Annotated in this window: 21 protein-coding genes; 18 read left to right on the top strand and 3 right to left on the bottom strand. The window is 72.3% G+C overall.

Annotated elements, in window-relative coordinates:
• Positions 1–7 precede the first annotated feature (7 nt).
• From FYW95_RS11720 to FYW95_RS11730, 3 genes are all read left to right on the top strand, one after another.
• The gene (locus tag FYW95_RS11720; protein WP_160050339.1) at positions 8–1,711 is read left to right on the top strand and encodes a thiopeptide-type bacteriocin biosynthesis protein; all 1,704 of its coding nucleotides are present in this window, start codon (positions 8–10) and stop codon (positions 1,709–1,711) included.
• 186 nt (positions 1,712–1,897) lie between these two features.
• Positions 1,898–3,715, top strand: coding sequence for an acyl-CoA dehydrogenase (locus FYW95_RS11725; protein ID WP_159944723.1), 1,818 nt, complete (start codon positions 1,898–1,900; stop codon positions 3,713–3,715).
• A 474-nt stretch (positions 3,716–4,189) separates the two neighbouring features.
• A complete protein-coding gene (locus FYW95_RS11730; RefSeq protein WP_159944724.1) occupies positions 4,190–5,029 on the top strand; it encodes an SDR family oxidoreductase in 840 nt (279 codons plus the stop codon).
• 28 nt (positions 5,030–5,057) lie between these two features.
• Here FYW95_RS11730 and FYW95_RS11735 read toward each other — a convergent pair whose 3' ends face one another.
• Together FYW95_RS11735 and FYW95_RS11740 are read right to left on the bottom strand one after the other, a co-directional pair.
• On the bottom strand, positions 5,058–5,489 hold the full coding sequence (locus FYW95_RS11735; RefSeq protein WP_159944725.1) for a TIGR03668 family PPOX class F420-dependent oxidoreductase: 432 nt from the start codon (positions 5,487–5,489) through the stop codon (positions 5,058–5,060).
• A gap of 89 nt (positions 5,490–5,578) precedes the next feature.
• Positions 5,579–6,865 carry an MFS transporter gene (locus FYW95_RS11740; RefSeq protein ID WP_159944726.1) on the bottom strand — a complete coding sequence of 429 codons (1,287 nt, stop codon included), beginning with the start codon at positions 6,863–6,865 and terminating at the stop codon, positions 5,579–5,581.
• Between the two features lie 569 nt (positions 6,866–7,434).
• Between FYW95_RS11740 and FYW95_RS11745 the strand changes: the two genes are divergently transcribed.
• The 4 genes from FYW95_RS11745 to FYW95_RS11760 all read left to right on the top strand — a co-directional run bounded on the left by FYW95_RS11745 (position 7,435) and on the right by FYW95_RS11760 (position 10,775).
• Positions 7,435–7,827 (top strand): hypothetical protein, encoded by a 393-nt coding sequence (locus FYW95_RS11745; protein ID WP_159944727.1) that lies wholly within the window; start codon positions 7,435–7,437, stop codon positions 7,825–7,827.
• A gap of 316 nt (positions 7,828–8,143) precedes the next feature.
• Positions 8,144–9,403 carry a WD40 repeat domain-containing protein gene (locus FYW95_RS11750; protein ID WP_236568015.1) on the top strand — a complete coding sequence of 420 codons (1,260 nt, stop codon included), beginning with the start codon at positions 8,144–8,146 and terminating at the stop codon, positions 9,401–9,403.
• 156 nt (positions 9,404–9,559) lie between these two features.
• On the top strand, positions 9,560–10,288 hold the full coding sequence (locus FYW95_RS11755; RefSeq protein ID WP_160050340.1) for a protein kinase family protein: 729 nt from the start codon (positions 9,560–9,562) through the stop codon (positions 10,286–10,288).
• 31 nt (positions 10,289–10,319) lie between these two features.
• The gene (locus FYW95_RS11760; protein WP_160050341.1) at positions 10,320–10,775 is read left to right on the top strand and encodes a GerW family sporulation protein; all 456 of its coding nucleotides are present in this window, start codon (positions 10,320–10,322) and stop codon (positions 10,773–10,775) included.
• 37 nt (positions 10,776–10,812) lie between these two features.
• Here FYW95_RS11760 and eccD read toward each other — a convergent pair whose 3' ends face one another.
• On the bottom strand, positions 10,813–12,147 hold the full coding sequence (eccD, locus tag FYW95_RS11765; protein ID WP_160050342.1) for a type VII secretion integral membrane protein EccD: 1,335 nt from the start codon (positions 12,145–12,147) through the stop codon (positions 10,813–10,815).
• Positions 12,148–12,366: 219 nt separating this feature from the next.
• Here eccD and eccCa point away from each other — a divergent pair, with 219 nt between their 5' ends.
• From eccCa to FYW95_RS11820, 11 genes are all read left to right on the top strand, one after another.
• Complete coding sequence (eccCa, locus tag FYW95_RS11770; RefSeq protein ID WP_370462987.1) at positions 12,367–16,329, top strand: type VII secretion protein EccCa; 3,963 nt, start codon at positions 12,367–12,369, stop codon at positions 16,327–16,329.
• A gap of 149 nt (positions 16,330–16,478) precedes the next feature.
• Positions 16,479–17,585, top strand: a complete 1,107-nt coding sequence (locus tag FYW95_RS11775) for a hypothetical protein (protein WP_159944732.1) — start codon at positions 16,479–16,481, stop codon at positions 17,583–17,585.
• Between the two features lie 275 nt (positions 17,586–17,860).
• Positions 17,861–18,193, top strand: coding sequence for a hypothetical protein (locus FYW95_RS11780; RefSeq protein ID WP_159944733.1), 333 nt, complete (start codon positions 17,861–17,863; stop codon positions 18,191–18,193).
• 58 nt (positions 18,194–18,251) lie between these two features.
• The gene (locus tag FYW95_RS11785; RefSeq protein ID WP_159944734.1) at positions 18,252–20,906 is read left to right on the top strand and encodes a TPR repeat domain-containing protein; all 2,655 of its coding nucleotides are present in this window, start codon (positions 18,252–18,254) and stop codon (positions 20,904–20,906) included.
• 7 nt (positions 20,907–20,913) lie between these two features.
• Positions 20,914–21,474, top strand: a complete 561-nt coding sequence (locus tag FYW95_RS28155; protein WP_236572174.1) for a hypothetical protein — start codon at positions 20,914–20,916, stop codon at positions 21,472–21,474.
• A gap of 397 nt (positions 21,475–21,871) precedes the next feature.
• Positions 21,872–22,207, top strand: coding sequence for a hypothetical protein (locus FYW95_RS11795; protein ID WP_159944735.1), 336 nt, complete (start codon positions 21,872–21,874; stop codon positions 22,205–22,207).
• A gap of 43 nt (positions 22,208–22,250) precedes the next feature.
• Complete coding sequence (locus tag FYW95_RS11800) at positions 22,251–22,544, top strand: WXG100 family type VII secretion target (RefSeq protein WP_159944736.1); 294 nt, start codon at positions 22,251–22,253, stop codon at positions 22,542–22,544.
• A 14-nt stretch (positions 22,545–22,558) separates the two neighbouring features.
• A complete protein-coding gene (locus FYW95_RS11805; protein ID WP_159944737.1) occupies positions 22,559–22,912 on the top strand; it encodes a hypothetical protein in 354 nt (117 codons plus the stop codon).
• 75 nt (positions 22,913–22,987) lie between these two features.
• Positions 22,988–25,342, top strand: coding sequence for a serine/threonine protein kinase (locus FYW95_RS11810; protein WP_159944738.1), 2,355 nt, complete (start codon positions 22,988–22,990; stop codon positions 25,340–25,342).
• 88 nt (positions 25,343–25,430) lie between these two features.
• On the top strand, positions 25,431–26,024 hold the full coding sequence (locus FYW95_RS11815) for a protein kinase domain-containing protein (protein ID WP_160050344.1): 594 nt from the start codon (positions 25,431–25,433) through the stop codon (positions 26,022–26,024).
• Between the two features lie 41 nt (positions 26,025–26,065).
• On the top strand, positions 26,066–26,995 hold the full coding sequence (locus FYW95_RS11820) for an AEC family transporter (protein ID WP_159944740.1): 930 nt from the start codon (positions 26,066–26,068) through the stop codon (positions 26,993–26,995).

The following is a 26,995-nucleotide window of genomic DNA, read 5'->3' on the forward strand; positions in this document are numbered from 1 at the left end:
ATCCCCCATGACCCGTACCTGGTCGGCCGTGTACGTCCACCTCCACCGCGACCGCGAGCGCATCGACTCCTTCCTGCTGGACCACCTGGCTCCGCGCGCGGAGGAACTGGTGGCGCGGGGGCACGCCAAGGGGTGGTTCTTCCTGCGGTACTGGGACGGCGGCCCCCACCTGCGGACGCGCTTCCTGGACGCGGACGCCGACGCCGTCCGGGAGTTCGGCGAGGACATGCGCGCCGCCGCAGCGGCGACCGCCGGTGACGCGGTCGAGCTGGACCGGACCGCCTACTACGCGGGCCTGCCGCGGGCCGACCCGGACCGCTGGCACCGCGACGGGGACGTGGTCGGGGCCGACTACGAGCCCGAGACCGAGCGCTACGGCGGCCCGCGGGCGCTGGAGGTGTGCGAGGACTTCTTCCGCACCAGCTCGGCGCTGGCTCTCGCCGTCCTGCGCTCGGCTCCCCGGCCGCACCAGCGGCAGGCGGTGGCCGCGGACCTGACCTCGCTGGCCTTCGAGGTGCTGGGCCTGTCCGACGTGGAGGCGGTCCGCCAGGCGCGGGGCTACCACGCGGCCTGGGACTACTCCGCGGAGGTGGCCCGGGGCGACGGCCGCGCCCGCGAGGAGGCCGAGCGGCTCTTCCACGAGTCCCCCGCGCGCTGGCTCCAGCGCCGGGTGCGGCTGCGGCGCCTGGTGGCCGCCGAGGGCTCCTCCACCCACCACCTGTGGCACCGGGCGCTCGGGGAGACCGTGGCGGCGCTGCGCCGACTGCACGCCGAGGAACCGCTCACCAACGACCTCACCCGTATCGTGTGGTCCTTGCTGCACATGAACAACAACCGCCTCGGGCTGGACATCGAGGACGAACGCCGCATCGCCTGGCTGCTCTCGCTGTGCTACCCCCGGTGGGAGCCGCCGGGGGACTTCTTCGACCCCGGGGTGGCCTCACCCGACCGGGCCTACGCCGAGGCCAGCAAGTACCGGACGGCGACCATCGGCGGCGAGCACCTGCCCCGCCCGGTCCCGGCCGAGGAGACGGGCCCGGAGCGGGGGCCGTCGGGGCTCGGCACGGTGGACCTGCCCGCGCCCGCGCCGCTGACCGCGCCGGTGGGCGAGGTGCTGGCCCGCCGGTCCAGCGCGCACGGGGACTACGGCTCCCGCCTGTCCCTGGCGGACCTGTCGGCCCTACTGGGGCACGCCGCCGGACCCAGCCGCCCCCGGTCGGGGGAGCCCGGCCGCCACCGGCCGCCGCGCACCCACCCGAGCCCGGGGTCCGCCTACGCCACGCAGGTGTGGGTGGTGGCCAGGCACGTGGCGGGGCTGGAGCGGGGCGCCTACCGCTACCTCGCCGAGGAGCACGGCCTGCTGCGGGCGGACGGCGCCGCGGCCGCCGAGGGCCTGGCGGAGCTGTCCCCGTTCCTGCGGGCGTCGGCCGACGGACGCCCGGGGGCGGTCGCGGACACGGTCGGCGCACTGATCGTGCTGGTGGGGGACCTGGGAAGACTGCGCCGGGGGTACGGGCAGCGCGCCCTGCGCCTGCTCCTCCAGGAGGCGGGGCACGTGGCGCAGAACCTGACGCTGTGCGCGACGGCCCTGGGCCTGCGGAGCCTGGTGGTGTCGGGCTTCGCCGACGACGCGGTGCACGCGCGGCTGCACCTGGACGGGGTGGACCGGGTGGCTCTGACGCTCCTGCCGGTGGGCGGGGGCCCGGAATAGGGACGCGACACGCCGCCGGTATCGCCATGCCCCGGACCGGGCCCTTCGTCACGTTTGCTGTCCACCACGACACAACTCCCTACCCCCTACTGGCAAAGCAGGGCTACTGAGTAGTAACATTGACTTGTTACTAGTCGGTAGATCCGCGTGTACAGACACCGCGGCCAGGACACAGCGGAGCTGTCCATGACGCATTACAAGAGCAACCTGCGCGACATCGAGTTCAACCTGTTCGAGGTCTTCAAGCGCCAGGACGTACTGGGACAGGCCCCGTTCGAAGAGCTCGACGAGGAGACCGCCCGCACCATCCTGGACGAGGTCAACCGCCTCGCCACCGGTGTGGTCGCCGAATCCTTCGAGGACGCGGACCGCAACCCCCCGGTCTTCGACCCGAAGACGAACACCGTCTCCATCCCCGAGAGCCTGAAGAAGTCCTACCACGCCTACATGGACGCCGGCTGGTACAACCTCGACCTGCCCCAGGAGCTCGGCGGCCTGGGCGCCCCCCGCTCCCTGGTCTGGTCCGCCGCGGAACTGGTCCTGGGCTCCAACCCCGCCGTCCACATGTACTCGGCGGGCCCCGGCTTCGCGAGCATCCTCTACTCCGAGGGCAACGAGAAGCAGAAGGAGTTCGCCAAGCTCGCCATCGAGCGCGGCTGGGGCGCCACGATGGTGCTGACCGAGCCCGACGCGGGCTCCGACGTCGGCGCGGGCCGCACCAAGGCGATCGACCAGGGCGACGGCACCTGGCACATCGAGGGCGTGAAGCGGTTCATCACCTCGGCCGAGCAGGACATGACCGAGAACATCTTCCACCTGGTGCTCGCGCGCCCCGAGGGCGCGGGCCCCGGCACCAAGGGCCTCTCGCTCTTCCTGGTCCCCAAGTACCTGGTCAACGAGGACGGCTCGCTCGGTGAGCGCAACGGCGCCTACGTGACCAACGTCGAGCACAAGATGGGCCTCAAGGCCTCCACCACCTGCGAGCTGACCTTCGGCGACAAGCACCCCGCCATCGGCTACCTCGTGGGCGACAAGCACGACGGCATCCGCCAGATGTTCCTCATCATCGAGTACGCGCGCATGATGGTCGGCACGAAGGCGATCGCCACCCTGTCCACCGGCTACCTCAACGCCCTGGAGTACGCCAAGGAGCGCGTGCAGGGCAACGACATGGCCGGGGGCAAGAACTCCCCCAAGGTGACCATCACCCACCACCCGGACGTGCGCCGCAGCCTCATGACGCAGAAGGCCTACGTGGAGGCCATGCGCGCCCTGGTGCTGTACACCGCCACCCAGCAGGACGCGATCCAGATCGCGCACGCCCAGGGACAGGACGTCACCGAGCTGGAGGCCATGAACGACCTCCTGCTGCCGATCGTCAAGGGCGTGGGCTCCGAGCGCTCCTACGCGCTGCTGGCCGAGTCCCTGCAGACCCTGGGCGGCTCCGGGTTCCTGCAGGAGTACCCGATCGAGCAGTACATCCGCGACGCCAAGATCGACACCCTCTACGAGGGCACCACCGCCATCCAGGCCCAGGACTTCTTCTTCCGCAAGATCGTCAAGAACGGCGGTCAGGCACTGGGCAGGCTGGCGGGCGAGATCAAGGCCTTCGCCCAGAGCGAGGCGGGCAACGGCCAGCTCAAGCAGGAGCGCGCGCTGCTCCTGGAGGCCTCCGAGCACGTGGAGAAGATCGTCGAGCTCATGGTCGGCCACGCGATGGGCTCCGCCGAGAACCCCCGCGAGCTGTACAAGGTGGGCCTGAACTCCACCCGCCTGCTCATGGCCTTCGGTGACGTCGTCCTGTCCTGGCTGCTGCTGCGCCAGGCCGAGGTCGCCCTGAACCGCATCGACGGCGCCAGCGACGAGGACAAGGACTTCTACACCGGCAAGATCGCCGCCGCGCGCTTCTTCGCCGAGCAGTTCCTGCCGCGCATCGCCGCCGAGCGCCGCGTCGCCGAGGGCGTGACCCTGGACCTCATGGAGGTCCCCGAGTCCGCCTTCTAGGACGTACCGGAACACCGCGCGGGGGCGGGGCGGCCAGGGGCCGTCCCGCCCCCGCGTCCGTGGTCCCGGTCACCCGCTCCCGGGTCGCGGCCCCGGTCGGCTCGTTCCCAGGCCCTTTCCATGGCCTCCGGGCCGACGGTGTCGGAGGAGGCCCCGGAGAAGCGTGCGAGGTCCTCGCCCGCCACAGCCCCGGGCTGCGGGCGCGGGCCGCCACCAGCACCCGGTAGACGCTCCCTGCCGCGCCGTTCGGGCAGCGTCGAGCCGCGCCCCACAGGCCGGCGAGGTCCGTTCCCGGGGAGAGCTCCAGCCGGGCGGCGTGAACACCGTCCCCCGACGCCAGTCCAGCAGGCGGGTCACCGGTCCGCCCCGTTCGGCTCCCGGAACGCGTGCGGGCAGGTGTACGCGATGTGGCGCTGGGTAGCCGCAGAGCCGAGCGTGTGCGCCGTACGGGGCGCACGGAAGGGGGGTTTCCGCATGGCACGACTCAGCGACGACCGCGTTGACGGGGCGCGCGAGTTCGACGACTACGACCGGGTGGCGGTGGTGACCGGCGCGGACAGCGGCATCGGACGGGCGACCGCGATCCGCTTGGCCGAGCAGGGCTTCGACGTCGGCGTGACCTTCCACCGGGACGAGGAGGGCGTACGCAAGACCGAGGCCGAGATCCGCGAGACCGGCCGCCGGGTGGCGGTGCGCCAGCACGACCTCACCGACCCCGTACAGGGCTCCGCGGCCGTCTCGGAGCTGATCGGGGACCTCGGGGGCCTGGGCGTCCTGGTCAACAACGCGGGCACCGGTTCCGGCGAGGAGCTGCTGGACACGGACTACGAGCGCTGGCGCGAGGTGCTGGCGGTGGACCTGGACGGCCCGTTCCTGTGCTCGAAGATCGCGGCCACGCACATGCGCGACGCCGGACGCGGCGGGCGCATCGTCAACATCACCAGCGTCCACGAGGAGTTCCCCCGGGTGACCGCGGGCGCCTACTGCACCGCCAAGGGCGGCCTGAAGCTCCTCACCCGCGTCCTGGCGCTGGAGCTGGGGCTGTACGGCATCACCGTGAACGCCGTGGCCCCGGGTGAGATCGCCACCCCCATGACCGGCCAGCACGAGGAGGAGCCCGCGCTGGACTCGCGCGCCGGATACCCGCTGTCGCGGCCCGGGCACGCCTACGAGGTGGCCGAGGCGGTGGCCTTCCTCGCCCGGCCGGAGGCGTCCTACGTCACCGGGGCGTCCCTGTTCGTGGACGGCGGCCTGTCGCTGATGGGACCGCAGGCCGGCGGGGCGCTCCAGGACGCCACCTGGCGCGCGGGCTGACCCCGGCGCCCGGCCCGCGCGCGGCGGGTCAGGGCCGCGCGGGGTCGCGCGCGGACCATCCCGACCAGTGGTGGACCGCGACCAGGATCATCACCTCGCCGGGCGGTTCGTCGCGGTACCGCTGGTACCGCTCGGCGAGCCGCTCGCGGGCCTCCTCCCAGGCGGGACCGGAGTGCTCGACCAGCGCCTCCCCGTCCGCGCGGGCCCACCACGACCGCTCCGGGTCCTCTCCGTGGTCGTCGACGAGCAGCGACACCCGGGGGTTGGCCTCGATGTCGAGCATCCACCCGAGCCGGTACGCGGTCTCGGGCCTGCCGTCCACGGGGATCGCGACGGTGCCGTCGTAGACGGCGAACACCACGGGGACCAGGTGGGGCTGGCCCTTCTTGTCCACCGTGGCCAGCCTGGCCACACGGCTCGCCGCGAACCGCTCCCGCGCCTGCTGCGGACTCCATTCCATGAGGAGAAAATCCCACGCGAACCGTTACGGCACAAGGGGAGCGGGCGCCCCGTCCCTCCCGGGACCGCCGAGGCACCCCGGGGCTGAGCCTAGGGACGCGGGCGGCGCAGGACGAAGAAGTACAGCACGGCGGTGGCGCAGGCCGTGGTCACGCACATCGGCACGAAGGCCGTCTGGTACGACTCCGGCTCCTCCGGCAGCGCCTGGAGGATGGCCCCGGCCGCCACGGTGCAGACCACGGCGGTGGTGAAGCCGCTCATGTTCACCAGGCCGGAGGCGACCCCGGTGCGGCTGGCGGGGATCCCGTCGCGGGCGAAGTCGAAGGAGATGGTCGGGGCCAGGGTCTGCCCCGCGGCGCTCACCGCCAGCACGGTGAGGCCGAGGGCCACGGGAGCCCCGCCGGGCCAGACCACCAGCAGCAGCCACCCCAGGGACAGCGCGGCGCCCAGGAAGAGGGCGAGCCACCGGCGCACGCCGGGGTCGCGTCCGATGACCAGGCCGGCGACCGGGGCCAGCCACAACCCGCCCGCGGCCAGCGCCGTGAGGGTGAGCGCGGCCGTGCCCTCGGCGAGCCCGAGGCCGCCCACGAGGAACGGGTAGCCCCACAGCACCATCATCATCGTGAACGGCGCCATGACGGCCGCGTGGTGGGCCATGCCGATCAGCGGGCCGCGGGCGCACAGCGCCTCCTTGAGCGCGGCCCACACGGAGATGGGGTCGGCCACCGTGGAGCGGCCGGCCGCCCCGGCGGGCCGGTCCCGGACCACGAGCAGCACCAGCAGGGCCATCAGCGCGGTCAGGGCCGTGGTGGCGAGGAAGGCGGCCACCCAGCCGACCCCGTCCAGGGCCCAGGCCAGCGGCGCCGCGCTGGCCACCTGGCCGGTGCCGCCGACCACGCCGGTGAGACCGCTGACCAGGGCGTAGCGCGCACGCGGGAACCACAGGGCGGCCAGCCGGATGACGTTGAGGAACACCAGGGCGTCGCCGAGCCCGATGAGGAACCGCCCGGTCACCGCCACCTCGACCCCGGGCGCCAGGGCGAACAGGCACGATCCGGCCGCCATCGCGACCATGCCCATCACCAGCGTGTAGCGCGGGCCGAGCCGGTCGGCGAGCAGTCCGGCGGGCACCTGGAGGACGACGTACACCAGGAGCTGCAGCATGGGCAGCAGGGACAGAAGCGCGGGGCCGACGTCGAAGCGGGCCTGGGCCTCCAGGGCGGCCACACCGAGACCGTTGCGGTGCAGCATCGCCAGGAAGTAGCCGCCCACGGCGACGCCCCACACGATCCAGGCGCGGGCGCCGCCCCCGGGTTCGGCGGGGACCGCGCCGACGCCTGCGGCAGTCCGGTCACCCGATGTCTCGGTCTGTGTCACTGGGCGGCTTCTCTCCGTTTCGTCCGACCCCTCCAGTCTCGGGCACGCGCGTAACCGCCCCTTACACCGGGGTGAAGGACGGGGCAAAACCGGCCGGGAGGTCCGGTGGGCGCGAGGATGCGGAAAGGGCAAAGCCCGCGTCTGGCCGGGTCAAGGATCTCCCACCTGCACAAAGTCACCCCCCGTGTTCGAAGAGGGGCCAGGAGTGTCCGAAACGGGTGAAGCTGGCGACATCCGGGGCGTAACGGAGAGCACGTTCCAACTCTCCCAAAAATCGAATACCAGATCGTAATATGGGGTCTGAACTGGCGGTTCTTGCTCAAACCCCATTGAGATGGTTTCGTTAAATGTGACATGCGTCACTTTCAGAAGCCTCGACTACCGGGGGTCAGGTACTGCTAGCATCCGGAGCGCAAAGAATAACTACGAGGTAACGACATCGTTCGGGCCTCACCAACTTTGTGGAGGGAACCCGCCAAAGCCGTACGGCCGCGGTGGCGCCCCTCGAACCGCGGCGACGCGCACGGCACGATCATCACCGCGGCACCCTAGACCCACTGGAGACGACCTTGAGTCACTGGCGCCTGAACAACCCCCGGGCCTCCCGGGCGAAGTCGGCCCTCGCCAGGCGAGTCAAGCACAAGCCCCGCCACGCCTTCTGTGCCGAGCGCGCGATCACCGCCCTGCTGGGCGAGCTCTCCTCGTTGACCCCGCGCCAGTTCTACTGGTCGGGCACCTCGGAGCTGGCCGTCATCTCGGTCCACAACGACGTCAACGTCTGGTGCCGGGACGGCCGCTTCTTCTGGAACGACCTCTTCCACGGCGGCCCCGTCTCCCACCCCGCCAACGACCCCGTCGGCGCGGCCGAGCTCCTCAACCCCTTCGCCCGGGGCCCCGAGCCGGTCTACAGCCACGGCACCGTCGCCAGCCACACCGCCGCCAGCCACACCGTCGCCGCCTGAGGTCCGCCGCGGCGCGCCGTCTCCGCCCGAACGCCCCGCCGGACCCTCTTCTCCCCTCTTCCCAAGCGCCCCGTCGACCCCTCCTGTCCGGATGCGCTTTTTCGGTCCGCCCCGCGTCGCGCTGGCCTGCCTTCTTTCTTCGGACTTACGGCACCAAGGCCCCACATAAGTGCACATAAGACCTCGGAACCCTCCAGAAGCATGTACCGCGGACGCTCGCCACGGGTTACGGTGACTGCTGACACACAGGGCACATACCGTCCCGTACCAGGGCGGGCCGTCCTCGATTCACCCCCTGGAACACCCCAGAGGCCCCATGCACCCCCTCAACCCCGACGAGCCCACCCGACTCGGGGACTTCCGCCTCCTTCCCCACCCCGGTTCCGGCGGTACCGAGCACGTGCCCCCGGACGCCCACCGCTCCTCCCCGCGTGCCGCCGCCCCACCGCCGGGCCGCGCTCCCCGGTCCCTCCGGGGGCGCCGGGTACTGCTGCGCGCCTGCGCGCTCACCGCAGCGGCGGCCTTCCTGGCGGGCGCGGGACTGTACTCCCTCGCCGCCCCCGCCTGGGACCCGTCCGCGACGGTGGGGACCGACACCGGCGGCTGCTCGGCCTCCGCCTCCGCCGTCTCCGACCGCCTCGCCCCGCCGGGCGACCCGCAGGTCACCTTCTCCGACGACCTCCCCCTCGAACTGTCCTTCTCCCCGGACGGGTCGGTCCTGGCCGTCTCCCAGATCGACGCGGTGACGCTGTGGGACTGGCGGGAGTCGCGCGCCATCGCCCAGATCGACCACGGGGCCTCCGCCGTACCGCCGACCCCCGCCTCCTTCAGCCCCGACGGGTGCCTGGTCGCCTACGGGACCCCGCACGGCGCCGCCGTCGTCGACCTGTCGACCGGACGCGGGCGCACCGTCGGCGCGGACCAGGCCGTACGGGCGCTCGCCTTCAGCCCCGACGGCTCCTCCCTCGCCCTGGGCGTGGGCAGCGACCCCGCCGGCAGGCTCCTGCACCTGCACGAGACCTCCACCTGGAAGCTGGAGAGCCGCTTGGCGGGGTCCGCCCCCCTCGGCTCGGTCCGGTACTCCTTCGACGGCAGCGTGGTGGCGGGCGGTGAGAACGACGGCGGGGTCGCCGTGTGGAACGTGGACCGCCCCCGCTCGGCCGGGCTGGTCCGCGACCGCGCGGGGGTGGGCGCCGACGCCTTCGACGTCGTGCCCGACGGGACGGCCGTCCTGGTCATCCGCTCCGGCAGCGTGCTCCTGGTGGACCCCCGGACCGAGGAGGTCCTGCGCGAGTACGTACCCGGCACCGACGAGGGCGTCCTGGTGGACGTGGCCTACAGTGCGGCGAGCGGCCGGGTGTTCGCGGCCCGCCTGGACCCCGCCACCGACACCGGCGACATGGTGGCCTGGGAGTACGGCGCGGCGACCGAGGTGGCCCTGGGAACGGACCTGCCGCGCGTGTTCCCCATGGCCCTGTCCGAGGACGGCTCGCGGGTGGCGGGTCTGCGGACCCGGACGGGCGACATCGCGGTCTACGACACGGATCTCTCACTGCTCAACGTGCTCACCCGCTGAGCCGCCCGGGACCCGCCCGACGGGCCTCCCGGGCTCGGGGACGCGGGCGGGAGCGCCTCCGGAGGGCTCGGGGCGAGCCGCTAGATTGGTGCCCGTTCGCCCCCTCCCCGAGCGTTCGGACCCCGCGCCGGGGCCGACGCAGCGAGGAGTGCCCCCGTGCGGCCCCTCACTCCCGACGGCCCCCCGCGCATCGGCCGGTACCGCCTGCTGGCGCGCCTGGGCCACGGCGGCGTGGGCATGGTCTACCTGGCGCGCAGCCCCGACGACCGCCTGTGCGCCCTCAAGGTGGTCCTGGAGGAGTGGCGGCACGACCTGCAGTTCCGTGCGGGGTTCTCCCGGGAGGTCCGCGTCGCCCGGAGCGTAAGCAGCCCCTTCGCCCCCGCCCTCCTCGACGCCGACACCGACGGGGACACGCCGTGGATGGCCGCCGAGTACGTCCCCGGCCTCCGCGCCGCGGACGCCGTCCCGGGGAAACCCTCCCCGGGCGCCGTGGACGGGGCCGCGGAGGCCGAACTGGAGGGATGGATCTACGAGGTGGGCTTCTCCGCCGACGAAGAGGCCCTGTACGTGTTCGGCATGAACACGCTGTCGGTGTGGGACCGGCGGACCGGCGAGCCGGTCGACGCCTTCGAACCCGTCCCCTCTGGCGCCGGGATCGGCGACGACGGCCACGTGGCCGCCACCTACGCCGACCTCATCCGGGTCTGGCACGCCACCAGCGACAACGAGGCCGCCTCCTTCGGCCGGGACAACCAGGGGCGCGGCTACTGCGACATGCCCGCCCTGACCTCCGACGGTTCGCGGGTCGCCGTGCTCGCCGCCGAGAACGCCGCGGAGGCCGACCCCGCCACCGCGCCGAAGCGCGGGTGCGGCGCTGTACCGTGAAGGCCCGTGCCCGTCCCCGAAGGGATCCGCCATGCCAGGCACCGCCGCGCGCCGCGCCCGCGCCACCAGCTCCGCCCTGTCCGTCCTGGCCCGGCTGATCGAGAACACCGGCGCGTCCGCGCGGGCCGCCTCGGTGTTCGGCGACCCGGTGGCACACGACGGCACCACCATCGTCCCCGTGGCCCGCGTGAGCGCCCTCACCGTCATGGGCGGGGCCACCGGGCGCATGGCGCTGAGGGCGGGCGGGGACGGTGCCGGGGGCACCGGCCTGGTCCGGATCCGGCCGGCGGGCTTCGTGGTGCTCGACGGCGCCGGGGCCCGGTTCCGGCCCATCCGGCAGCCCGCCACCGTGCTCGCCGTCCCGCTCGCGGTGATCGCGGCGGCCACGGCCACCCGGATCGTGGGGGTGTCCCTGCGCGAGGCCCGCCGACGCCGCCGCCTGGTCGCCGGCCGGCGGGACGCGCACGAGTCGGAGCGCTCCGGCTGAGTCGGAGGGCGCGGGGAGCCGCCGGGGCGGGACGGCGCTAGGCGGTCATCGCCTGCACGAAGGCGAACAGGCCCATGCCCCAGGCGAACACCGCGCACATCGCGATGATCACCAGGATCTCCGCGGCGTTGAGGACGCGGCGCAGCGAGGCCCTCGGCACGTCGGTCAGGCGCACCCAGCTCAGCACGCCGAGCACGACCCCGCCCAGGAGCCCGGCCAGCGGCAGCCACGGGGCCAGGAACCCGTACTCGCCCACGGCCGCCAGGCCCGTCGCGCCGATCCCGAGCACACCGGCCAGGCGCAGCGGCAGCACGTGCCGGACCCGGTCGAACAGGCGCGAGCGCAGCACCAGCAGTACCGACAGCAGCCCGCACAGCAGCAGGTCCGGCAGGCCGGTGGCCAGGACCGCGAGCAGCACCGTGACCGCCCCGCCGCTGACCGCCGCGCCCAGCACGATGCCGAGCAGCAGCCGGTCGGTGTTGGTGTAGGTGTCCTCGAACCGCTCGGTGGTCACCTGGCCCGAGCGGCCCACCTCGTAGTCGAGCCCGGACAGCCCGCCCATCACCATCGCCACGCGCGGCAGCGCGCCCACGCACAGCGCCAGGGCCAGCCCCATGGACCGCACGCCCTGCACCGGCTCCACGAAGATCCCCACCACCACGAGGACCCCGGCCGTCACCGCCACCACACCGAGCGCGGAGATGTAGGCCAGCCCCGTCTCGTGCAGCGTCCAGCCGACCACCGCCACCAGCAGCGCCCCGCACAGGGCGAAGGCCCCCGTCACCAGCGGGGCGGACGCGGTCACCAGACCGGCGGCGATCACGGCGGTGACCGCGCCCCAGGCACAGGCCGTCGCGAACAGCACGTGCGCGACGGCGGGCAGCGGCCTGCGGGCGGCCAGCAGCATCACCGCGACGGTGAACAGGGTGCCGACCGAGGCGATCCCCAGGTGCCAGGCCGAAGGGCTCACCCGCATCATGATCCCCAGCAGGAGCAGGGGGCCGATCGCGGCGACGAGGAGGCCGAAGGACAGCGTCGTCGTGGGGTTCCAGATCCGCGCGGTCCCGTCGACGCGGTCCTCGACGGCGCCGCGGACGTCGTCCACGTGCGCGGGCCTGCTCGGCGCGGTGTACCGGTCCAGCACCAGCACGGCGCCGTCGTAGACGCCCGCGCTCTCCAACGGCTCGTCCGGACGGACCGGGGTGCCGTCCGTGGTGCTCAGCACCCATCCGGCGGGTTCGGTGCCCTCCTCCTCGGGAGCGCACACCTCGATGATGCGCGGCATCAGCGTGGCCACGGGGACCGTTCCGGGAAGTGCCAGATCGGCCCAGCGTTCCGGCCCGGTGACCGTGACCCGGCAGTATCCACTCACACCAATGGTCCTTTGTGTCGTCGTCGCGGGCGGTAGCCGCCCCCGGGGGGAGGGATGGACGCGAATTAGGTGATTCGCCGTGATCGAGAGATCATTCTTAGCGTAGTCACCCCGATACCAGCCCCCGTAGGTGGACCGAAAGAGATCCCTGTGGCGACGAGACCTGTCCCCCGCCCGGCTCGAAGCGTCCCGACTGCCCCCGGGAACACCCCTCTCGTCATCGCGACGCCGCCGCAGATGCCGGAGAACCCCCCGGCGTCGAGTTCCGGCGCGATGATCATCATGCCGATCATCACCGGTTCGGGTTCCCTGCTGATGTCCATCACCATGGGCCACCGGCCGCTGATGGCCGTGGCCGGCGTGATGATCATGATGGCCAGCGTGGTGGTCGGCATCATCATGTTCGTCGCCCAGCACAACGGTCCGCGCAAGCGCATCCGCGAACAGCGCGAGCGCTACGTCGACTACCTCGACCAGCTGCGCGAGATCGTCCGGGACGTGGCCTCGGTCCAGCGCGCCGACAACGCCTTCCGCCACCCCGACCCGCAGCTGCTCCTCGAACCGGCCCGGTCGCGGGCCCGCCGGTGGGAGCGGCGGGCCTCCGACCCGGACTTCCTCGACCTGCGCGCGGGCACGGGGACGCGCCCCCTGGCGCGGCGGCTCAAGCTCAAGGTCGACACCTCCTCGCCGCTGATCGTCTACGACCCCGTCTGCCAGGGCTCGGCCGACCAGCTCATCGAGCTGTACGCGCAGGTGCCGGAGATGCCGCTGGTCGTACCGCTGCGCGAGCACGGCGTGGTGTCGATCGTCGGCGACCGCGCGGCGGGACGGAGCCTGGCCCGCGCGCTCATCGCCCAGATGGCCACCTTCCACTCCCCGCACGACCTGCGGATCGGCGTGGTGCGCGACAACAAGCTGCGGTCGCGGTGGGAGTGGCTGAAGTGGCTGCCGCACAACACCTTCGACGACGCCAAGGACGGGCCGATGCCCGCCAGGTTCGTGGCGGTCAACACCGTGCAGATCGCCGAACTCCTCGCCGACGAGGTCGAGCGGCGCACCATCGACCTGCAGCGGCGCCGGGGCGCCCCGCCCGGCCCGGGCACCCAGCGGCTGGTCGTCGTCCTGGACGGCGAGTACCAGTCGACGCTGTCCGGCCTGCACGCCGAGCCGCCGGTGATCTCCCTGGCCGACCTGGGCATCCACGTCATCGCCCTGGTCGCGGACCGGCGGGAGGAGCCGGAGGCGGTGGACCTGCGGTTGGAGATCGACGCGGACGGCACCCTGCGGGAGGACGCCGAGAACCCGGCCGCCGACGAGGACGCCGCGCCGCTCGACGGCCGGGCGGACCGGGCCGGCGTCGCCCACATGACCACCCTGGCGCGGATCCTGGCCCCGTACGGCATCGCCGCCACCGACAGCGACGACGCCATGCACGCCACCGTGGGCCTGCCCGAGATCCTGGGCGTGGCCGACGTCGCCCAGCTGGACACGCGGCAGACCTGGCGCAGGCGCAGCACCGGCGACTACCTGCGGGTGCCCATCGGTGTGGGCCCCAGCGGCAACACGGTCCTGCTGGACCTGAAGGAGTCGGCCTTCGGCGGCATGGGCCCGCACGGCCTGGTGGTCGGCGCCACGGGTTCGGGCAAGTCGGAGATGCTGCGCACCATGGTGGCGTCGCTCGTGATCAACCACTCCCCGGAGTCCCTGGCCCTGCTGCTCGTGGACTTCAAGGGCGGCGCGACCTTCGCCGACACCGACCGGCTCCCGCACAGCGCGGGGCTGATCACGAACCTGGCCGACGACGACTCGCTGGTCCTGCGGTTCCGCGAGGCGACCTTCGGTGAGCTGGTGCGCCGCCAGCAGATCCTCAAGGACGCGGGCAACCTGCCCAACCTGCACGCCTACGAGGCGGCCCGGGAGGACAACCCCGACCTGGAGCCGCTGCCGCACCTGCTGATCATCATCGACGAGTTCTCCGAGCTGCTCACCGCGCACCCGGACTTCGCCGAGCTGTTCGTGGCCATCGGCCGGATCGGCCGGTCGATCGGCGTGCACCTGTTGCTGGCCACCCAGCGCCTGGAGTCGGGCAAGCTCAAGGGCCTGGAGTCGCACCTGTCCTACCGCGTGGGTCTGCGCACGTTCTCCGAGGCGGAGAGCCGCGAGGCCATCGGCGTGGGCGACGCCTACCACCTGCCACCCGAGCCGGGTTCGGGCTACCTGAAGGTGGACACCTCGGTCTTCGAGCGGTTCAAGGCCGCGATGGTGTCCCAGCCCTACGAGCCCCCGGCCAGGGAGGAGAAGGAGGAGCACGCCCCGGTGCTGCCCCTGCTCTCCTTCAACGGGCTGAACAAGGTGACCGGAGCCGGTTCGCTGGTGGAGTCGCTGGTGGAGGCGGCCCACTCCAGGAGCGAGGAGTCCCGGCCCAAGGAGGACAAGCGCACCACGCTGCAGGTCACCGTGGACCGGCTGGTCGCCTCGGGCGCGCCGAAGGTGCGGCCGATCTGGCTGGAGCCGCTGCCGGAGCTGCTCACCCTCGACCGGGTGCTGACCGACCTGGGCGAGGGCGGGGACCTGGAGGGCGCCGGCACCGAGCCGGACCCGGCGGAGATGCGCGCCGTCATCGGCCTGACCGACATCCCCCGCGAGCAGCGGGTCATCCCGGCCGAGCTGGACTTCACCGGCGCCGAGGGCAACCTCATCGTGCTGGGCGGGCCCCAGTCCGGAAAGTCGACGCTGCTGCGCACGGTGATCGCCAGCCTGGCCTGGCGGTACCCGCCGGGCCGGGTGGGCGTGTACGCGATCGACTTCGGCGGCGGAGCGCTCCAGGCGATGGAGGAGCTGCCCCAGGTGGCGGGTGTGGCCGGACGGGCCGACCCGGAGAAGGCGCAGCGGGTGCTGGTGGACGTGCGGGCCCAGCTGGACCGGCGCCAGCGCGTGTTCCGCAAGTACAAGCTGGACTCGCCCGCCGCGCTGCGCCAGGCCCGCGCGGACGGCAGGGTCCCCGCGAACGTGGTGGGCGACCTGTTCCTCATGATCGACGGCTGGTCCTCGGTGCGCGACACCTTCGACGAGGCCGACGAGGTCCTGATGGACATCGCGACGCGCGGCCCGTCCCTGGGCGTGCACACGATCCTGACCGGCGCGGCCTCCTCCCAGGTGCGCTCCCGGCTCCAGGCGCTGTTCGGCGGCCGGTTCGAGCTGAGGCTGAGCGACCCGATGGACTCGGGCCTGGGCCGCAAGGTCGCCGAGGCGCTGCCCAAGGACACCCCGGGGCGCGGCCTGACCTCGGAGGAGCACCACACGCACGTGGCGCTGCCCCGGGTGGACGGCTCGGCCAGCGACGAGGACGTCACCGACGGGATCCGCGACCTGATCAAGCGGGTCGGCGAGCGGTGGCCGCAGAAGGCCGTCCAGGGCGTCAAGACCCTGCCCGCCAAGGTGGAGCTGGAGGACCTGCTCAAGGGCCGCCGCAAGCCCCGGGGCCGCCGCGACAACGAGCTGGTGCTGGGCCTGGCCGAGAGCACGCTGGCGCCGGTCACCACGAACCTGGAGCGGGACCCGCACCTGGTGGTGTTCGGCGACCCGCAGACCGGCAAGACCGCCCTCCTGCGCGGCCTGGTCCGGCAGATCACGCAGCGCCCGCCCTCGGAGATCGGCGTGGTCATGGTGGACTTCCGGCGCAGCCACCTGGAACTGGTGCCCGAGGAGCACCTCCTGGCGTACTGCACGAGCGCGGAGCAGACCAAGGCGGTCGCGACCAACCTCGCGGGTTCCCTGAAGGAGCGCCTGCCCGGTCCGGACGTGACCCCCAAGCAGCTGCGGGAGCGCAGCTGGTGGAAGGGCCTGGACCTGTACATCGTGGTGGACGACATGGACATGCTCGGCTCCCGCGCGAACCCGCTCGCCCCGCTGGCGCCGTTCATCCCGCAGGGCGCCGACCTGGGCCTGCACGTCATCGCGGCACGCCGCACGGGCGGGGCGGCGCGGGCCATGTTCGAACCGGTGCTGCAGGCGCTGAACGACATGGCCACGCCCGGCATGCTGTTCTCCGGCGACCGCATGGAGGGCCGCCTGGCCAACGGCACCGCGTCCAGGCAGCTGCCCGTCGGCCGCGCCCAGCTGGCCCGGCGCGGCCAGCGCCCGGACCTGGTCCAGGTGGGCTGGAGCGAGCCCCCCGCGTGACCGCCGGACCCCGGACGGGACGGCTTCCGGGCCGTCCCGTCCGGACCGCGGCTACGCCGTTCCGAACCGAACCATGACACCCTTGGGGTGGATCCCGCCCCGTGTCCCCCGTTCACCTCCGTGCCCCTCGTTCCCCGAAAGGCAGCTCCATGCGGCGTCCCCTCGCCCTGGCCACGGCCGTGTGCCTGCTCGCCCCCACCGCGTGCGCCGACACCTCGGGCGGCTCCGACGGCCCCGCCGAGACCGCGGAGGAACCGGCCGGGGCGGGGCCGTCCGGCCTCGTCCTGCTGCACCGGGGCTTCGAGGGCGGGGACCCCGAGACCGACCAGGTGCTGGTCTTCCACGACCCAGAGACGGGGCAGCCGGTACACCGGATCACGCTGCCCGAGGGCGCGGTCGACCCGATGGCGCCGAACCTGCCGGTGCACTCCCAGTTCTCCGAGGACTGGACCTTCTTCGTCTACGCGACCGCGGAGCCCAACGCCGTGCACCTCGCCGTCCTGACCGAACCGGAGGAGGCCGGGGCGGAGGAGGTCTCCTACCAGCCGGTCGAATCCGTCACCCCCTCGGCGAACGAGGTCCTGTCCCAGCCCGTCGTGCACGGCGAGCGGCTGTGGTTCGTCTCCGACAACACCCAGGACGGCGCGCCCCCGCAGGTGCTGTCGGTGCCGCTGGAGGCACCGGGCGGCACCCCCAACCAGGAGGGCAGCCTCGCCTTGGGCGAGAACCAGCGGCCCAGCGACTGGGCGCTCACCCCGGACGGGGCGCTGCACATCCGCAACAGCGTGCCGACCCAGCAGAGGAACGGCTCCGGCGGGGGCAGCCTGGTGGTGCGCGAGACGGCGGGGAGCGTGGTCAACGCGACCCTCAACGTCGACGGCGGCCAGTGGCAGACCTTCGACAACCCCCTGGTGTGGGGCGAGGGCACCGCGCTGCTGCGCCCCGAGGCCACCACCGGTGAGCCCCCGGCCGGCGCGTACCTGGTCCGGGTGGAAGGCGAGGGGCACACCGCCACCCGGCTGCTGGAGAACGCCGACGGGCCCGTGGTGCAGTACGCGCCCTCACCCGAACGCGACGCGGTCCTGCTCCAGACCGCCGAGGCCTGGTTCCGGGTCGGCCTGGCGGACGGCGAGGTGACGGAGACCGCCGAGGCCTTCCCCCGCTTCCACGACGCGTCCATGGACGGGTGGCCGCTGGCCGTGCGCTGGGCCGCGGAACCGGCGGAGGCCGACCCCGGCGCCAGCCCCTCCGGCTGAGCCGACGGGGGCCGACGGCCGGGAAGGGGGTGCTTCACCACGGGTCCGACTCCCCGTGAACAGAGGAGAACATCCGGGAACAGGCGGTACACACACGGCACCCGTACCGGTAGCATCCCCAGGACCCCCGGGCACCGCGGCGACCCCTGCCCCCGCCCTCGCCCGTGCCTCCCGTCCCGCGGGCCCGACCCGCGCGCGCCGACGGGCTTCCCGTGCGCGGAGGGCGCCGCGCTCCTCCCCGCGGACCCCGTCTTCGAGAACGAGGAGACCCCCACATGACCAACGAAGCGGGCGGCAACCCGATCGAGGGGATGCAGGGCGGCGAGTACGCCGAGACGCTCGCGTCCGCCATGGCGGGAATCGCCGACGCCTTCGACATCCTCCTGGACGACGCGGGGAGGGCCTCCGGCCACGACGACGTCAGAGCCGGGTTCACGGCGTTCAAGGAGGACGCCGCCCAGGCCCTGATCGACGTCCAGGCGCTCGGGCTGGCGCTGGCCGACAACGTCCAGGCGGGCGCGGGGGAGATCGCGCGCAACGACCTGGACAGCTCGGAGGGCTTCGACCACCCCTGGGAGTCCCACCGGGACATCAACTTCGAGAACTGACAGCACCGCCCGCCGCCCTGCCCCGCGCACGCCCGCCCCCGCCCCTCCGAGGAAGACCGTGGCAACCTTCTCCGTTATCTTCTTCCCCCGCGAGTTCTACTACGACTCCAAGCCCGTGTACGACTGCGCCGCTGACCTGGAGATCCTCAACGCGCGCCTCCTCGGCCGAGCCGACGACCTCAACGGGAGCTTCGACTCGGCGGCGCGCGAGTTCACCGACCTCATCGCCTGGGACATCCGGAGCCTGTCCGAGGAGGACCTGCAGAACTGGCGGGACGCCGCCGTCTCCGTCACCTACGCCGCCTCGGTCGCCGAGATGTGGGCGGACACCGTCAAGGCGTTCCACGAGGAGCGCGACGCCCAGATCACCACCTGGGAGAGCAGCAGGACGGCGAAGGAGAACGCGGTCCCCGCCAAGTACCAGGACGACCACATCACCTCGACCCACCCCGAGGTCGACGGCTTCTGGTGGACGGACTGGGGCGCCGGGGACGAACAGCGGTGCCGTACCCTCTACGACGAACTCTCCGCCGTGCAGGAGGAGCTCAGCACCCGCGAGCAGACCAACTGGCAGCGCCTCCAGGACGGCGCCGAGGAGGTCCGGACCATGCTCGAACAGGGTCCGACCCCGGAGAACGTCCGCAAGCTCATCGAGGCGGGCAACGCCAACCGGGCCTTCCTCAGCCTCGACCCCTCCCGCTACGCCTCGCTCATCGAGGACCGGGAGCTCACCCCCGAGAACGCCGAGGAGTTCGCCGAGGAGCTGGCCGCCTACTGGTCCGGTGACAAGCCGCTGGACGACCGCTACCACGAGATCATGCTCGTGCTCTCGATGGTGGGGACCAGCGCCCGGCAGAACCAGCGGAACGGCACCGAGCTCAGCGACGGGGAGATCGAGTTCCTGGAGGAGTTCTACGCCCGGTTGGAGGGCGACCTCCCCAACATGAGGGGGCTGCCCAACCAGGGAATCCTCGCCATCCCCAACCTCATGGAGAACGCCGGGTTCTCAGCCGAGGACCGGGAGTCCGCCCTCGGAGCCATCGGCGACGGCCTGCTCGCCCTCTCCGACACCAGGCTGGGCGGGGGCTACGACATGCTGCCCGCGTCCGTGCGCCACGGCGTGGAGGGGGTCTACCTGAACCACGGCGACGAGGACAAGGTCGTCCCGCTGGACGTGGACGCCTGGCAGAACTGGAGCACGCTGTCGGAGCTGTTCGCCCACACGGACGCCAACCTGGAGGGCGGCTACGAGCTGTCCGCCAACCTCCACCTGGTCACCGGCCTGCACCTGGAGATGTGGGGCGGCAGGGAGGGGGACGGAATGCCCTCCCAGGAGGAGATGGGGACGCTGCTCGACGTGGCCAGCCGCAACAGGGACGCCAACTACTACATGCTCACCGGTGAGCACCTCCACGAGGAACCGGGCATGGAGTCCAACGACCACTACCGGGAGCGCGCCCTGGAGGGCGTGTTCACCACCGAGTGGCACGACGACGGCCACACCGCGCGCCAGCTCACCGACTGGCTGGCCGAGGACCTCCACAGCGAGGACCCCGACGTGAGCCGACGGGCCGGGGACGCCTTCGCCGGGTTCATGGAGACCATCACCGACCCGGACATGCACGAGGCCCTCACCAACACCGGCGTGGACGTCACCGAGGGGGAGAACGAGTACTCCAACGCCTCGTTCACCCAGTTCAACGGGGCGCTGGCCGACAGCCTCGCCGACATCTTCGACGCGCACATCTACAGCTTCGCCAAGGGGGACGTGCTGGACGGCAACGACCAGCCGAACCAGGGCATCGGCGACTTCGACCCGGACAGAAGCTTCGTGAACATGGGACCCGACGAGCGGGCCATGTACATGCAGCTCCTCATGGGCAACGACGAGACCGCCGGACGCGTTGTCAACTCCGTCGACGCCTACCAGCAGATCGAGTCACTCGCCTTTCTGGAAACCGGAAACGAGACGATCTCCGCGCGCGGCTCCGGGCAACTCCAGGGACTGCTGGAGCGGGCCCTGTGGCTGGAGTCGGAGAACCGCAGCGCCGACCTCGACGAGCAGATCGACCGCCAGAAGGAGATCGCGGATTTCGTGGTGGGTGAGGCAGCGGGCCTGTCCGAGAAGATTCCGGTCATCGGCACGGCCGTCTCCAAGGGGTTGGACCTCGGCCAGGAGAGTATCGTGAACGCCATCGTCAGCGGTGAATACGATGTCTCCCCCCGATTCCCCGTCTACACCAGTGAGGACTCCGTCAACCGGAACTTCCGAATGGAAACTCTGGACTACCTGGCGCAGAGCGACCCCCGAGCATTCCAGGAAGACACACAGCGCGGGGACTTCAGGGTTCTGGTCGACAGCGGCGTGGTGACCGTCGAACGCGACGGCCGGGTGCTCGACGCCTCCGACGTCACCAACGACTTCGCCTTCGACCAGGACGTCACGGTCAGTGTCACCAAGGGTGACTGGTCCCGGTTCGTAGCCGACGACCTCAGCGCCGTCGATGACGCGCTCTCCAACATCATGGACACGACCCGCGTCAACGCCGAGTACGTCGACAGGTTCGGGGACACCGTCCAACGCGACGACTCCAGCGACGCGTGGGTGGCCGACTTCACCACCGAGTACATGAACTCCTACGGCAAGACGAGAGACTACTTCAACGGCGACGTCGAAGGCTTCCGCAAGCCGGACGGAGAATCCGAGAAGTAACGAACTGGTGGGCCACCGCACCGACACCGCATCCGATCCGCTTCCGGAGGAACCGTTGACTCGCCGTGAAGGACGACCGCTCGCCTTCCTGACGGCCGCGTTGTCCATGTTCGCGACCCTGACCGCATGCTCCGCCTCCGAACCCGAGAACGAAGGCGAAGGACCACCGCCGGACTACGTTTCCGAGTCCTGGGTCGAGCGTGAGGTCATGTTGCACATCCTCGACCGCATGATCACCGAGAACGAGCCAGAAGAAGACGCCGAAAAAATAACCGGTAGTCAGAACGCGCTCTTCGAGGCCGGGATCATCAAAGAGACCGAAGACGGATACTCCGTCGAATTCGACAAGGACGAGTGGCGGACCGAAGAGGTCAACGGCCTCTCGGAGGTCGACGGCTCCCTGGTCGACGCCACCAACTTCGACGAGGTCACCTGGTGCGGTGAACCCGTCGGCGGCCGGGAACTCGTCGACACCTACATGGACGAGTTCTGGGGCACCCTCGACAGCCACGACGCATACACGGCCAGCATCGCCGACTACGTCGACTGCGGCGACGGACGCCCGTGACGGCGCCCGGACCCGCGGCGCGCTCCGCGGGGACCCGAAACCGGGGACGGGCACCCGTGGCCGGAAGTGGCCAACCCACCTCTGGAGCGTCCGCGCACCGCAGCGGGCACGGCCGCGAACCGCGGGCAGGGGGAGGCCCGGGCGCGGAACGGGGAGGAAGGGCCTCCTGGTGCGCCTCCGGTGCCCCGGAGGCGCTTCCGGTTCACCTGGCGCGCGCGAAGGATTCTCACCCGGCGCACGGTGTCACCAGGAGCGCCGCTCCGTTGACCGAGAGGTGCGATCCTTACTATCGTCCTTAATCTCCGCTCTCTACCGTGGCCCCACGCACCTCCAGCTCTACGCGGAAAGCGGCCCGGGAAGCAGGAGCCCCCACCCTCACGACCTCGGAAGGGTCCAGATGTCCTACGTCGGTCTTGAAAACGTCAACAGCCTCGCGACGGGCGGCGAACAGCTCGGCCAGGAATCGGACAACATCCGCACCCAGGTCAACCAGCTCCTCCAGGACCTGAGCAGCTCCGGGAACTCCCTGCAGGGCGAAGCCCTCGCCAGGTTCCAGGAAGCCCAGGAAGAGCTCTCCAACCGCTTCGAGGAACTGATGACCTGGTGCGGCCAGAACGGCATCAAGCTCAACGAGGGCCAGCAGGAGTTCACGCGGACCGACGCCAATTCCAGCGACCAGTTCAGCGCGGCCGGCAACGACCTCGGTGCCATGTCCAGGCCGGTCAACGCCTGAGCCCGTTCCCCTCCGCTCCACCTCCTCCGAGAAAGGTTTCCCCATGGGCGCCCAGTTCGACGTGTTCGGCGACGTCTCAGGCCTGCAGGGCCTGGCCGAGGACCAGCAGGCCCACCTCGGTCGCTTCACCGCGATCATGAGCCAGATCAACGAGCAGTCCGAGTCCACGGTCAGCCAGTGGGAGGGATCCGGCAGCTCCCAGTTCCAGGCCAAGGCCTCCGAGTTCGACACCCACTTCTCCGAGGTCAACGCCGCCTTCGCCAAGGTGATCGCCGCGACCAGCGAAACCGCGGACAACTACGGCCGGCTGACCCGCTACCTCGACGGACTGTTCTAGTAGGCTGAGCGGAGATGTCCTCACCGTCCCCGTCGTCCGCTCCCGCGGATCCCGAACCGCAGCTCCCCGAGGCGTTCCACTTCACTCCGAACGAGGAGAAGTACGTCCTCCAGGCGGACGCCCTGCGCCACCGCCAGCTGCGTTCGGCCCTGCTGTACGGATCGAGCCGGTACTGGCGCCGGCGTCAGCAGGTGTGGCCCGCGGTGATCGGCGGGCTCATCCTCGTCGCGCTCATCTGCGGGGTCATCGCCCTCATCGGGGCGTTCGGCAGGCAGCAGGAGGTCAACGAGGAGCGGGGGTTCGGCATCCGCCAGGAGGTGGGCCAGGGTGCGGCCACCGAGGCCCCTCCGCTGCCCCAGAACCCGTAGCACCCGGCGTCACACCCTCCCTCCTCCTCGGACGGAGGATCCTCCACCACGAACACCACAGGGGGTCGCTCTCTCATGTCCGGCTCCGAGAACACCGCCTGGGCACCGGGGTACGAGGCCTCCGCCCTGCTCCGGCGGGGGCGCCGGGCCCGGATCGTGCGGGCCACCCGCTCCACGAGCGGCGCCGACGTCGTACTCAAGGTCCTCCCCGAACCCCTGGGCCGCGCCGAGCTGAACCATCTGCGCGACCTCAGCGGGGTGTCCGGCGTGGTCCCCCTCCTGGACGCGGGAACCACCGCCGACGGTGACCTGTTCGTGGTGCTGCCGTTCTACGCGGACGGCTCCTTCGGCGACATGCTCGCCCGGAGGGGCCCCGCTCCGATCCAGGAGGCCGCGGCGGTCGCCCGCAGCGCGGCCGCGGCCCTGGGTTCCATGCACGGCCGCGGCCTGCTGCACAACGACGTCTGCCCCGGCAACATCCTGCGCGCGGGCCGCACACCGGTGCTGACCGGTTTCGGCTCCGTCCGGCCCTCCGGGGAGGCCGCGCCCCCGCCCGATCCGCGCTCGGAGTCGTTCCTGCACTCCCCGCCGGAGGCCCTGCGGGGAGGACCGCGCACCCCCGCCTCGGACGTCTACCAGCTGGCGTCCACCATCTGGACGATGCTGGCCGGTCACACCCCCTTCTCCACCACGGACGGAACCCCGTTCGACCCCGCCGCCTACGCGGAGCGGGTGCTGGCGCAGGACCCCAGGCCCGTGCCCCGCTCCGACATCTCGCGCAAGCTGCGCGGGGTGCTCACGCGCGCGCTGTCCAAGCTGCCCGAGGAGCGCTTCGAGACGGCGGCGGCCTTCGCCTCGGCCTTCGAGCAGGCGCGCACGTCCAAGCCCGCGACGACGCTGTCGGGTGCCACCGGGGGGCAGAAACCGCTCAGCGGGGCCCAGACCCCGGCGTCCGGACCGCAGAGCTCCGTGTCGGACGCCCGCGCTCCCCTGCCCGGGCCCCAGAATCCCGTTTCCGGTGCCCAGGGCCCCCTCTCCGAGGTCCAGCGCCCCGGATCCGGGCCCCAGACGCCCTTCCCCGGCGCCCAGAACCCCGTGTCGGGTGCCCAGACACCCCTGTCCGCACCGCAGGCCCCCGCGGTCGGAACCGAGGGCACCGCGCACGGACCGCAGGCCCCGGCCTCCCCGCCCGGAACACAGCCGACGGGCCAGCACGACGCGCGTTCCGGCGCGTCGTTCCCGCCCCCGCCCTACGCCGCCCACCACCAGAGCGGAGCCGCGCCGGGGACGGGCTCGCAGATTCCCCACCCGCCTCCTCCGGCGTCTCCGTTCCCGCCAGGCACCGGACCCCAGACTCCGCAGACACCGCCTTCAGGACCGCGGGACGCCGCCACCGCTGCCTGGTTCCCGTCTTCGGGCTCCCATGCCCCGCACGCCCCGACCGCACCGGGAACTCCCCCGGCACCGGCCGTCCCGGCCGGCGGGCCCCAGGCCCCGCCGGAGGGCCCCCGGTTCCCGGAGGGTCCGGTCCAGCACCTGCCGGTCGGCCAACAGGGTCCCCCCGACCGGAGGCGCCCGCCGCGCCCCTCCCCGCGCACGGGTTCCGGAAGCGCCCCGCACCAGCCCACCGGGCTGGAGGGGAGCCGGATCCCCGCCACGGACGCGGGCGGCACGGCCGAGATCATGATGGCCAAGCTGCGCGGCGAGGAGATCTCCGCCCTGCGCGCCTGGTCCCGCCTGGAGGGCTGGACCGGGACCGCCGAGTCCTCCGCGCTCCCCGTGGACGAGGACCCCCCCGGCACGGAGACGGACGCGCCCGAGTGGGGGCCCTCGGGCGAACCCGAACTGGAACAGGCACGGTGGCGGCGCCACCTCCACATCGCCGTGAGCGTGTGCGGCATTCTGCTGGTCACGAGCGTCTCCAGTGTGCTCGCCGCGTCCGGCTCCCAGGCCCCCGGGGTGGCGGCCGCCGAGGAGCAGGCCGAGCCGGAGCCGGTGGCCGCGGAGGAGACCGCCGCACCGGTCGTCACGCCCTCGGCACCGCCCCCGGTCCCGGCACCGTCCGGGGTCCTGCTGTCGGACGGCCTCGCTTCCGTCGAGCTGTCCTGGACCGACAACAGCGGCGGCACCGCCTCGTTCTTCGTACTGGGCGGACTCAGCGGTCACGAACCGCTCACCCTGGCCCGGACCGGGCCCGGTGTGGTCTCCGCGCAGATCGTCACCGCCGACGCGGTCATGGAGTACTGCTTCACGGTGGTGGCCGTGGACGGCTCGGCCGCCGCCTCGGAGGAGGTGTGCACCTCACGCGCCGCCGCACGCGCCGAGGCCGAGCGCCAGGCCGAGGAGGAGGCGGCCGCCGAGGCCGAGGAGGAAGCCGGGGAAGAGGAAGCCGAGCCCTCCGCCGAGCCCAGCGCGTCCGCCGGGGACTGAGAGGGCCGTTGCCCCCGCGCACCGGCCGGGGTCTCCCGCTCCCCGTACGCTACCGGCGCGTACCCGCACACGAACGTGGAGCGACCCCGTGCAGCCCCTGCTCGCCGCAGACCCCGCCCACGCCGGTCCCCACCGCCCGCTCGCCCGGCTCGGAACCGGCGGTATGGGGATGGTCTACCTGGCGCGCACGCCCTCGGGCGCTCTGGTCGCGGTCAAGGCGGTCCGCGGGGAGTTCGCTCTCGACCCCGGGTTCCGGGCCGGGTTCTCCCGTGGGGTGAGGGCCGCGCGGAGGGTCACGGGACCGTTCACCCCAGCGCTCACGGACGCCGATCCCGACGCGCCCGTGCCGTGGATGGCCACGGAGTACGTGCCGGGCCCCACCCTGCGCGAGGCCGTCGTGTCCGAGGGGCCCTTCCCGGAGGAGTTCCTGCGTGTGCTCGCCCTGGGCCTGGCGCACGCCCTGCGGTCGATCCACTCGGCGGGCCTGGTGCACCGCGACCTCAAACCCGACAACCCCCTCGGGGAGACCGTCGCGGTCAGCGAGTTCGGCACGAGCCGTTCGAGCGTCCTCTTCCTCGACCCGGACACCCTGCGGGACGTCCACGAGATCCGCCGAGCGGCGACCCGGAAAGCCTCTCCTGATGTGACCTGCGACGTATCGTCCCGCTTCCTCCTTGGATAGCGTTTTCACGGTTGTTCGCGCGTTCGCAGTGGGGGCGCCCCTTGTCCGGGGTCTTGATCGGTTTCGGTGTCATCACCAGCGTCGTCGTCATCGGCTACATGCTGGGGCGGCTCCCCCTCCTGGGCCCGGGGGCCAAGGAGGTGCTCACCAGGCTCGCCTTCTACGTGGCCAGCCCCGCCCTGCTCTTCACGATCCTCGCCGACGCCGACCTCTCCGTGCTCGTGTCCGCACCGGTCCTGGTCCTGGTGCTCAGCGTGGCCGCCGTGGGCACCGCCTTCACCGTCTTCGCGCTGGTCCGGCGCATGGGCGTGGGCCGGGCCACCGTCGGGGCGCTCGCGTCGTCGTACGTCAACGCGGGCAACCTCGGGATCCCCATCGCCGTGTACGTCCTGGGGGACGCCTCCCTCGTGGCGCCCGTCCTGTTGACGCAGCTCCTGATCATGGCACCGGTCGGGCTCACCCTCCTGGACCTGTGCAACGGCGGCGTCCGCGGCGTGGGACCGGTCCTGCTCCGGGCGCTGGGCACACCGGTCCGCAACCCCGTGGTCATCGCCTCCCTGGCGGGCGTGGCGGTGTCCGCCTCCGGCCGGATGCCGCCCGAACCCCTCATGGAGCCCTTCCACCTGATCGGCGGTATGGCGGTCCCGGCGATGCTGCTGGCCTTCGGGATCTCCCTGCGCGGCAGCGCGTTCCCCGGCCGCGGCCCCGACCGCGCGCCGGTCCTGGCGGCCGTGGCCCTCAAGTCCGTGGTCCAGCCCCTCACCGCGTGGCTCCTGGGCTCCCTCGTGTTCGGCCTGGACGCCGCCGCCCTGTTCTCCGTGGTGGTGCTGGCGGCCCTGCCCACCGCCCAGAACGTGTTCAACTACGCCACCCAGTACCGGACCGGGGAGGTGATGGTCCGCGAGGTGGTGCTGCTGACCACCTTCCTCACCATCCCGGTGCTGTTCACCGCCACCTTCCTCCTCGGCTAG

It is taken from the genome of Nocardiopsis sp. FR4 (assembly GCF_009830945.1).
GTDB lineage: Bacteria > Actinomycetota > Actinomycetes > Streptosporangiales > Streptosporangiaceae > Nocardiopsis.

Coding starts and splice junctions, on each gene's coding strand:
- FYW95_RS11720 (WP_160050339.1), top strand. CDS start 8: ATGACCCGTACCTGGTCGGCCGTGTACGTCCACCTCCACCGCGACCGC.
- FYW95_RS11725 (WP_159944723.1), top strand. CDS start 1,898: ATGACGCATTACAAGAGCAACCTGCGCGACATCGAGTTCAACCTGTTC.
- FYW95_RS11730 (WP_159944724.1), top strand. CDS start 4,190: ATGGCACGACTCAGCGACGACCGCGTTGACGGGGCGCGCGAGTTCGAC.
- FYW95_RS11735 (WP_159944725.1), bottom strand. CDS start 5,489: ATGGAATGGAGTCCGCAGCAGGCGCGGGAGCGGTTCGCGGCGAGCCGT.
- FYW95_RS11750 (WP_236568015.1), top strand. CDS start 8,144: ATGCACCCCCTCAACCCCGACGAGCCCACCCGACTCGGGGACTTCCGC.
- FYW95_RS11760 (WP_160050341.1), top strand. CDS start 10,320: ATGCCAGGCACCGCCGCGCGCCGCGCCCGCGCCACCAGCTCCGCCCTG.
- FYW95_RS11775 (WP_159944732.1), top strand. CDS start 16,479: ATGCGGCGTCCCCTCGCCCTGGCCACGGCCGTGTGCCTGCTCGCCCCC.
- FYW95_RS11780 (WP_159944733.1), top strand. CDS start 17,861: ATGACCAACGAAGCGGGCGGCAACCCGATCGAGGGGATGCAGGGCGGC.
- FYW95_RS11795 (WP_159944735.1), top strand. CDS start 21,872: ATGTCCTACGTCGGTCTTGAAAACGTCAACAGCCTCGCGACGGGCGGC.
- FYW95_RS11800 (WP_159944736.1), top strand. CDS start 22,251: ATGGGCGCCCAGTTCGACGTGTTCGGCGACGTCTCAGGCCTGCAGGGC.
- FYW95_RS11805 (WP_159944737.1), top strand. CDS start 22,559: ATGTCCTCACCGTCCCCGTCGTCCGCTCCCGCGGATCCCGAACCGCAG.
- FYW95_RS11810 (WP_159944738.1), top strand. CDS start 22,988: ATGTCCGGCTCCGAGAACACCGCCTGGGCACCGGGGTACGAGGCCTCC.